Genomic DNA, 6,982 nt, shown 5'->3' with positions numbered 1-6,982 from the left:
TGGAAGCGCAGTGATGTGTTAAGCTAACTCATACTAATTGCCCGAGAGGCTTAACCATACAACGCCCAAGGTGTTTGTGTGTGGTGTGAAAAGAATTCGATTTATCAGTTTGCTTGTTAAAGACCTAAAAACAGTTTTTGCCTGGTGGCAATAGCGCTGTGGAACCACCTGACTCCATTCCGAACTCAGAAGTGAAACGCAGCCGCGACGATGGTAGTGTGGCAGATGCCATGCGAGAGTAGTTCACCGCCAGGCTCCCAAATACAGAACCCCGCTCAGTGAGCGGGGTTTTTTATTTGCGTTGCTACAGGCGGTCGCCAGGGTGAAACAGGAAAAACGGGACGCAAACAGTTTTGCGTCACGCCTGTTTCACGCCTTGAGCTCTGCGAAAGGCCGGACAAGACGGCCTGCTGTCGCCTCACCGCCCGGAATAAAGTAGTTCACGGCCCCAAATTAAGAACAAATCCGCTTTTAAACTAACCCACAATTGCTTTAACGGCGCTATGCCTCCGGCGATTGCACCCGACATTTACTAAATCCCTCTCCCAAAACAACCCAATCGCACCAAAATAACTCATGAATATGCACCAATCTGATACATCTAAATCATTGATTAAATTCACTTATTCATCAAAGTAAATTCAGTGGTAAAACCAGCTGCTTTATGTTTTTATAATGCTGTATCCATTTGGGGGCTGTTATGTCTTACATTAAAAATCTATCCATAAAACAAAAACTATTAATGGCGGTAGGTGGCTCAGTTGCTGTGCTGTTAATGCTCTCTGCGCTTTTTACGGTGAACCATTTAAGCCAACTGACACGCCAGCAAGTACAGGCTGAGGTTGACTCTTTAGTCACTACTGAGTCGGTGAATATAGGTAAATTTTTTGCTGAGTACGCGCAGGTTGCCCGCACTTTTCTGGAGGCTCCGCAGTTTCAGGCCTGGTTTCAGGCTTACCCTGGCCGTAATGCTGAACTGAACTCAGTGCCTGGTTATCAGGACATCAACAACAGTTTTATTAAGATCAGTGAACGGGACCCCAATATACTATCGGCTTTTTTTGCACTGGATCGTAGTGCCGAATACTTTCGGGAAAGTTCCAGAACAGGTGTGGATAAAGAAGGGCCGGATGCAGGGGATATCAGCAAAGGCTATTTTGCAACCCAACGTCCCTGGTATAAGTTAAGCCTTGAACATAATAAGTTTTTTGTTGGCTCACCTTCTGCTGATTTCACCACTGGTATTGTGTCCGCAGTGGTAGAGGGGCCTGTGTATTTACCTGATGGCACTTTATTGGGTGTAGGTGGTCTGGATCTGCATTTGGATAAGTTAGGTGAACATGTAGAGCGTATTCGTTACCAAGGAGAAGGTTTTCCTTTTTTGCTGGATAACGCAGGACAAGTAGTGCATTTCTCAAAAGCTGCCGGTCTTGAAATCAAAGCCAATGATCCGCTGGACCTGTTAGATAAAAATATCGCTGATACAGCAGGTTTCAGCACATTGGCACAAGCAGCCAAAGAGCAAAAATCTGGTTTTACCAAAGTCAGTTTGTCAGGTAAAAGTTACTATGTGTCCTACCAGCCTGTCAGTCTCGAATTTCCGAAAATGAACTGGCTGGTAGGTTTGTTAATCCCTGCAGAGCTGATTGAAGCGCCAGTACAGCAAGCAACGGGTTGGGCGTTATTTGCCACCTTGCTCATGCTGGCAGTCATCACACTGGTTGTGGTATTGACGACACAACGTATTATTCGCCCTCTATCAGATTTAACCGAGGCAATGAAAGATATCGCCAGCGGTGAAGGCGATTTGACCCGCACTCTGGCTATTCAAAGCTCGGATGAAGTTGGTGTACTGGCTCAGCATTTCAACAGCTTCATTGGCAAGTTGCGTTTGTCTTTACAAAGTACTTCAGAACAGTCGGCTTTGGTGCACCATTCCAGTCATCAGTTGAACAAGGTGGCTTCGCAAACGGATCAGGAAATTCAGAACAATAAACTGCAAATTGACGCTGTGTCTGCAGCTGTGACCGAAATGTCGGCCACTGTGCATGAAATTAGCCGCAACGCTCAGGAAACAAGCGCTGCTGCTTCTGCCGCGCAAAAACGTGGTACTGAAGGTTCCGCATTATCCCAGGCTGCATTACAGGATATGTCCGCTTTGGCGGGCACTATGGCTGATGCTGTAGACGTTGTGGTTGGCTTAGCAAAAGAATCCGAAAATATCGGTGCTGTAGTGGATGTGATCAAAGCCATAGCCGATCAGACCAACTTATTGGCGTTAAATGCAGCCATTGAAGCTGCGCGTGCTGGTGAGCAGGGCCGTGGTTTTGCGGTAGTAGCGGATGAGGTTCGTTCTTTAGCAGGACGTACCAGCGAAAGCACAGGGCATATCCGTTCTATGGTGGAGAAGCTACAAACCATTGCCAAAGAAGCCGAGTTAAAAATGCAGCAAGGCCGCGAACAGACTCAGTTAAGTTCAGAGCGGGCAAAAGCCATGCAAGGTGCTTTAGTCGCTATAGGGCAGGCGATTGAAGTGGTGCAGCAACAAAGCTCGCACATTGCAGTAGCGACTCAGCAACAAGGTGTAGTGGCTGAAGAGATTAATCAGAATCTGCACCGTATTACCCAACTCGTGGATACCACTGCAGCGCATGCCGCTGAGTTGACTTCTGAGGCACAACAATTGGATCAGGCAGCCACGACGTTAAGCTCTGTGGTGTCTCAATTCAGAATTCATAGTTAATAGCCAAATACCAACAGGTGCCTGAACTATTATTCAGCGCCTGCTGGTGTTACTTCACTGAATACCAGTTGCTGTAACGTTGAGAGCTGGCTCACAGGTGGCAGCATTAAAGCATGCTGCGCATCCAGCCGTATTGCCGCATGCAGAGGTAAAGTCGCCAGACCTTGTAGCGCTACCTTTTCTACTTCAGGGGTTTTGATTAAACGTGGCACTGTTCTGCTGCCATGTTGAGCCACTGAAGGTATTAAAGGGCGTAATCTGCTGATCAGTTTATCCAGAAACCAGGCACTGACTTCACCGCCTAAAATAATGGTCTGGCAGTTAAAAATGCTTTCAAGGGTATGAATGGCAATACGCATAGGTTCAGCACTTTGTTCAAACCACAATTCCAGCTTGTCGGCTAACAATTCAGCCTCAGACCATTGATTACCTTCAGTATTCAGCTGTGTTTGCAGTTTTTTCTGTGCAAATTGCTGCAAAGAACTAACAGAAACAAAATCATTTAAACGGCCAAATTCACCGCTGTATTTGTCTTGTTCAGGTGTGACAAAAATCTCACCTAAAGCACCAGTCAGACCATTATGGCCTAATAAAATTCTGCGCTCGTAAACTACTGCAGCATCAACCTGCTGACCTAAATGGATATAACAAAAGCTTTGCAACGCCCGGGCTTCACCATGTAGTAAATGATAGGCGGCACAAGCTGCTGCGGTTTGTTCTGTCGCAACAGGCATTTTAAGCAGAGCAACCAACTGCTGCTGCAATAACAACATGTGTTGCTGTCGCTCTGTGATGCTTTGATCTGGTGTGACTTCAATAGTGAGGCCTGCGCCCAATAATTGCAGAGCAGTCAACTGGTTGGCTGCTAAAAGCTGCTGCAGCTGCTGTTCAATGACATGCAATAACTGGCCAGCCTGAAAAGGCGCAGAGCATTGTGTAACCAAAGCCCCGGTCAAATAACATAAAGCCAGTTCCACTTGATTAGACTTCACTCGTACAGCCAGGCTGTAAGCCGCGTCATCGTTCAGAAGCAACTGAGTGGATGGTTTACCCACCCCCTCTTTTTTCACTCCGGTCTCCACTACTAATTGTTGTTGTAACAACTCGTCGACCAGATTCGTGATGGTTTGTTTTGTCAGGTAGGTCGCTCTGGCGATATCTGCTCTGGAAACGGGTCCCTGAGTGACAATCTGTGACAACACCAGTCGTAAATTCACTGATTTGTTTTGTTTTGAATTCGAACCTTTCACTAACGACTAACCACCTGAATTTTGTGATGTGTTTATTGTACATACTTTACTGATGAACTGCTAAATGCAATGGCAGAAAGCTTTTTTGTTATTAAGTAAAAATGATTGACATATTAATGCTGCTCGTAATATAAACAACGGTATAGAAAGTAAACAGCATGGAGCAGGGGTTAGATGCGCGGTTTTTTCACTGATATGTTCACTATAAAAGGCTTGATGGTTTTATCTGTTGTTGTCAGCAGTTATGCACTTCAGGCCGTTGAGCTGAAGGATAGCAAAATGGCTGATTCTGTGTTGATAAGCCCAGAACAGCAACAGCAGATCCGTCAGATGAAACTGACTGCGGCTATGGTCTGGCATGGTTCCAGCCCTTGGATCCAAGCCGTTACTGCAGGTGCGAATAAAGAGTTTGCTGAGTTAGGTATCAAAGTGCTGGCGGTGACTGATGCACAGTTTGATCCGGCTCGTCAGGTCGCAGATCTGGAAAATGTCACAGTACTTAAGCCTGATTTGATTTTGTCTTTGGTGGTTGACCCAACCAGCGCTAAAGCCAGCTATAGCAAAGTAGTTCAGCAGGGCGCCAAATTGGTGTTGTTAAGTAATCCTATTCCGGGTTTTGTATTGCACAAAGATTATGTCGGCATAGTGACAGACGACATGTTTGGTATGGGTAAGCAGGCAGCTGTGGAGTTGTCGGCGCATTTTAATCAGCCAGCCCGTATCGGCATGATTTTTCATGATGCTGATTACTTTATTACCAACACCAGAGATAAAGCTTTTCGTCAGCAGTTAGCTCACTACCCTCAGTTACAGCTGGTCGCTGAAAAAGGTTTTGTCCGCGAGCAGGAAACAAGTCAGGTTGCAGCGGCTTTAATATTGCAACACCCTGATTTAGATGCAATTTACGTGTCATGGGATGCCGCTGCTGAAGGAGTGATTGAAGCCTTACGTTTAGCGGGCCGTAAAGACATTAAAGTGATCACTCACGATTTAGGTGTCAACAACCTGCTGGATATGGCGATGAAAGGCAATATGCTGGCGACCATCTCCGATCAGCCTTTTGTCATTGGCAGCACTATGGCGCGCCTTGCCGCTTTAAGTAAATTAGGGCAACAGGCTGCACCTTATACACTAGTGCCTTTTATGACGGTCACTGCCGACAATATAGCGCCAGCCTGGCAACAATCCTTTCGAAGTGACGTTCCCGCTTTATTACAACAAGTACTGAAACCTTAACGGAAAAAATTATATGTCTGGATTATTGCTGATGAGAGTACCACTACGACAGCTGTTATTACGCAAGGAAGCTTATATCTATTACATCTTCTTGCTGGTGTTGGTGTTGTTTGCTGTGCTGTTGCACGACACCGCGTTTTTATCCTTTGATAATTTTATGAATATTATCCGTCAGACCACCCCTATTACCGTGATGGCTGTGGCGCTTAGTTTTGCTTTGGCTGTGGGGCATATTGATTTATCTATTGGGGCTGTGGTTGCTGTCAGTGCTTTAGTGTCGGCATTGCTGTTGCAGAATTTTGGTATACCAGTCGCAGTTTGTGGTGCTTTGGCTGTGGGGGGGCTGGTTGGATTGGTGAATGGCCTGCTGACGGAAAAACTGCAGGTATCGTCTTTGCTGATCACTTTAGGTTCTATGAGTGTGCTGGCGGGTTTTGCCCGTCAACTGACGAATTTAGAGTCAGTACCCATTATTAACCAGGATTTTAACTTCATGTTTGGCGGCGGAGATGTACTGGGTATACCGGTGTTATTGCTCTGGACTCTGGGCATAGCCGCTCTGGGGTATCTGGTGTTAAACAAGTTGCGGTTTGGCCGGCATTTACTGGCCGTAGGGGGCAGTCCGAATGCTGCCCGCGCTATGGGTATTCAGTTACAGCGCACCCGTGTTTATGCCTTGATGATCTCCGCTTGTGGTGCTGCTTTGGCAGGTCTTTTATATGCCGGTCGTTTGCAGGGTGCCCGCTACACCTTAGGCGAAGCCGATTTATTAACAGTGATAGCAGCTGTGGCTATTGGCGGCACCAGTTTGTTTGGCGGCAGAGCTTGTATTGTCGGAGCAGTTTTGGGCTCCTGGCTGATGGGCATGATTAATAACGGCCTGATTTTAAGTGGTTTTTCCACCAACGAACAAATGGTTGCCCGTGGCGTGATCCTGATTTTGGCTGTGGCTATTGGTGTGAAGGAGTCAAAAAATGGTTAGAACAGGCTTAGCACAAAAGGCACTGGAACTGAAAGGCATTACCAAGGAGTTTGGTGCGGTAAAAGCGCTGCAAGGTGTCAGTTTCAGTATTCATAAAGGCGAAGTTGTGGCTTTACTGGGCGATAACGGCGCAGGTAAATCGACACTGGTGCGCTGCATCGCCGGTTTGTATGCGCCGGATCAGGGCGAAATTCATGTGAATGAACAACAGGTGACTATCCGTACGCCTCAGGATGCCCGTGATCATGGCATTGAAACCGTATTCCAGGATTTAGCCATGATCCCGGATTTTGATATTGCTTCAAATTTATTTCTGAACAGAGAAATGCTCAGCAAAAATCCAATTTTGCGCTGGTTTGGCTGGCTGGATCAGCAGGGAATGCAGAAAAGAGCACGTAAGTCGTTAAATCGGCTGAATAGCCGCTTACCGGATTTTTCTGCCAAAGTTAGCACCTTATCCGGTGGCCAGCGTCAGGCTGTGGCTATTGCCCGCGCCGTGAATTGGGGGGCCGATCTGGTGATTATGGATGAACCTACCGCAGCCTTAGGGGTGGAGCAAAGTGCTCAGGTTAACGAGCTGATTAAGTTGATCAGTTCTCAGGGCGTAGCCGTGTTGTTGATCAGCCACAATATGCAGCATGTGCTGGAAACCTGCGACAGAGCTGTAGTGTTGTATCAGGGGCGTTCAGTGGCCGATGTCGCTGTGTCAGATGTCAGCAAAGAAGATCTGGTGGCACTTATTACCGGCGCCAAAGTAGCAGCCTGAACCGC

General features: G+C 46.9%; 5 protein-coding genes and 1 rRNA gene. 5 read left to right on the top strand and 1 reads right to left on the bottom strand.

The window, feature by feature from the left end; all coding sequences use genetic code 11:
* Positions 1 to 140: 140 nt before the first annotated feature.
* Positions 141 to 255 (top strand): 5S ribosomal RNA (gene rrf, locus P3C17_RS17625).
* Between the two features lie 445 nt (positions 256 to 700).
* A complete protein-coding gene (locus P3C17_RS17620; RefSeq protein ID WP_300930655.1) occupies positions 701 to 2,743 on the top strand; it encodes a methyl-accepting chemotaxis protein in 2,043 nt (680 codons plus the stop codon).
* Positions 2,744 to 2,772: 29 nt separating this feature from the next.
* Here the strand turns inward: P3C17_RS17620 and P3C17_RS17615 are convergent, their stop codons facing one another.
* Positions 2,773 to 3,993 (bottom strand): ROK family transcriptional regulator, encoded by a 1,221-nt coding sequence (locus P3C17_RS17615; protein ID WP_300930654.1) that lies wholly within the window; start codon positions 3,991 to 3,993, stop codon positions 2,773 to 2,775.
* Between the two features lie 174 nt (positions 3,994 to 4,167).
* Between P3C17_RS17615 and P3C17_RS17610 the strand changes: the two genes are divergently transcribed.
* From P3C17_RS17610 to P3C17_RS17600, 3 genes are read left to right on the top strand one after another with little or no spacing between them, the layout of a single operon-like run.
* Positions 4,168 to 5,229, top strand: a complete 1,062-nt coding sequence (locus tag P3C17_RS17610; RefSeq protein WP_300930653.1) for a substrate-binding domain-containing protein — start codon at positions 4,168 to 4,170, stop codon at positions 5,227 to 5,229.
* A 13-nt stretch (positions 5,230 to 5,242) separates the two neighbouring features.
* A complete protein-coding gene (locus tag P3C17_RS17605; RefSeq protein WP_300930652.1) occupies positions 5,243 to 6,211 on the top strand; it encodes an ABC transporter permease in 969 nt (322 codons plus the stop codon).
* Complete coding sequence (locus tag P3C17_RS17600; protein ID WP_300930651.1) at positions 6,204 to 6,977, top strand: ATP-binding cassette domain-containing protein; 774 nt, start codon at positions 6,204 to 6,206, stop codon at positions 6,975 to 6,977. Before P3C17_RS17605 ends, P3C17_RS17600 begins: the two co-directional genes overlap by 8 nt.
* Positions 6,978 to 6,982: the final 5 nt, after the last annotated feature.

It is taken from the genome of Rheinheimera sp. 1928-s (assembly GCF_029269265.1).
In the GTDB taxonomy this organism is placed as follows: Bacteria; Pseudomonadota; Gammaproteobacteria; order Enterobacterales; family Alteromonadaceae; genus Pararheinheimera.
This window is presented reverse-complemented; position numbering and strand designations above follow the sequence as displayed.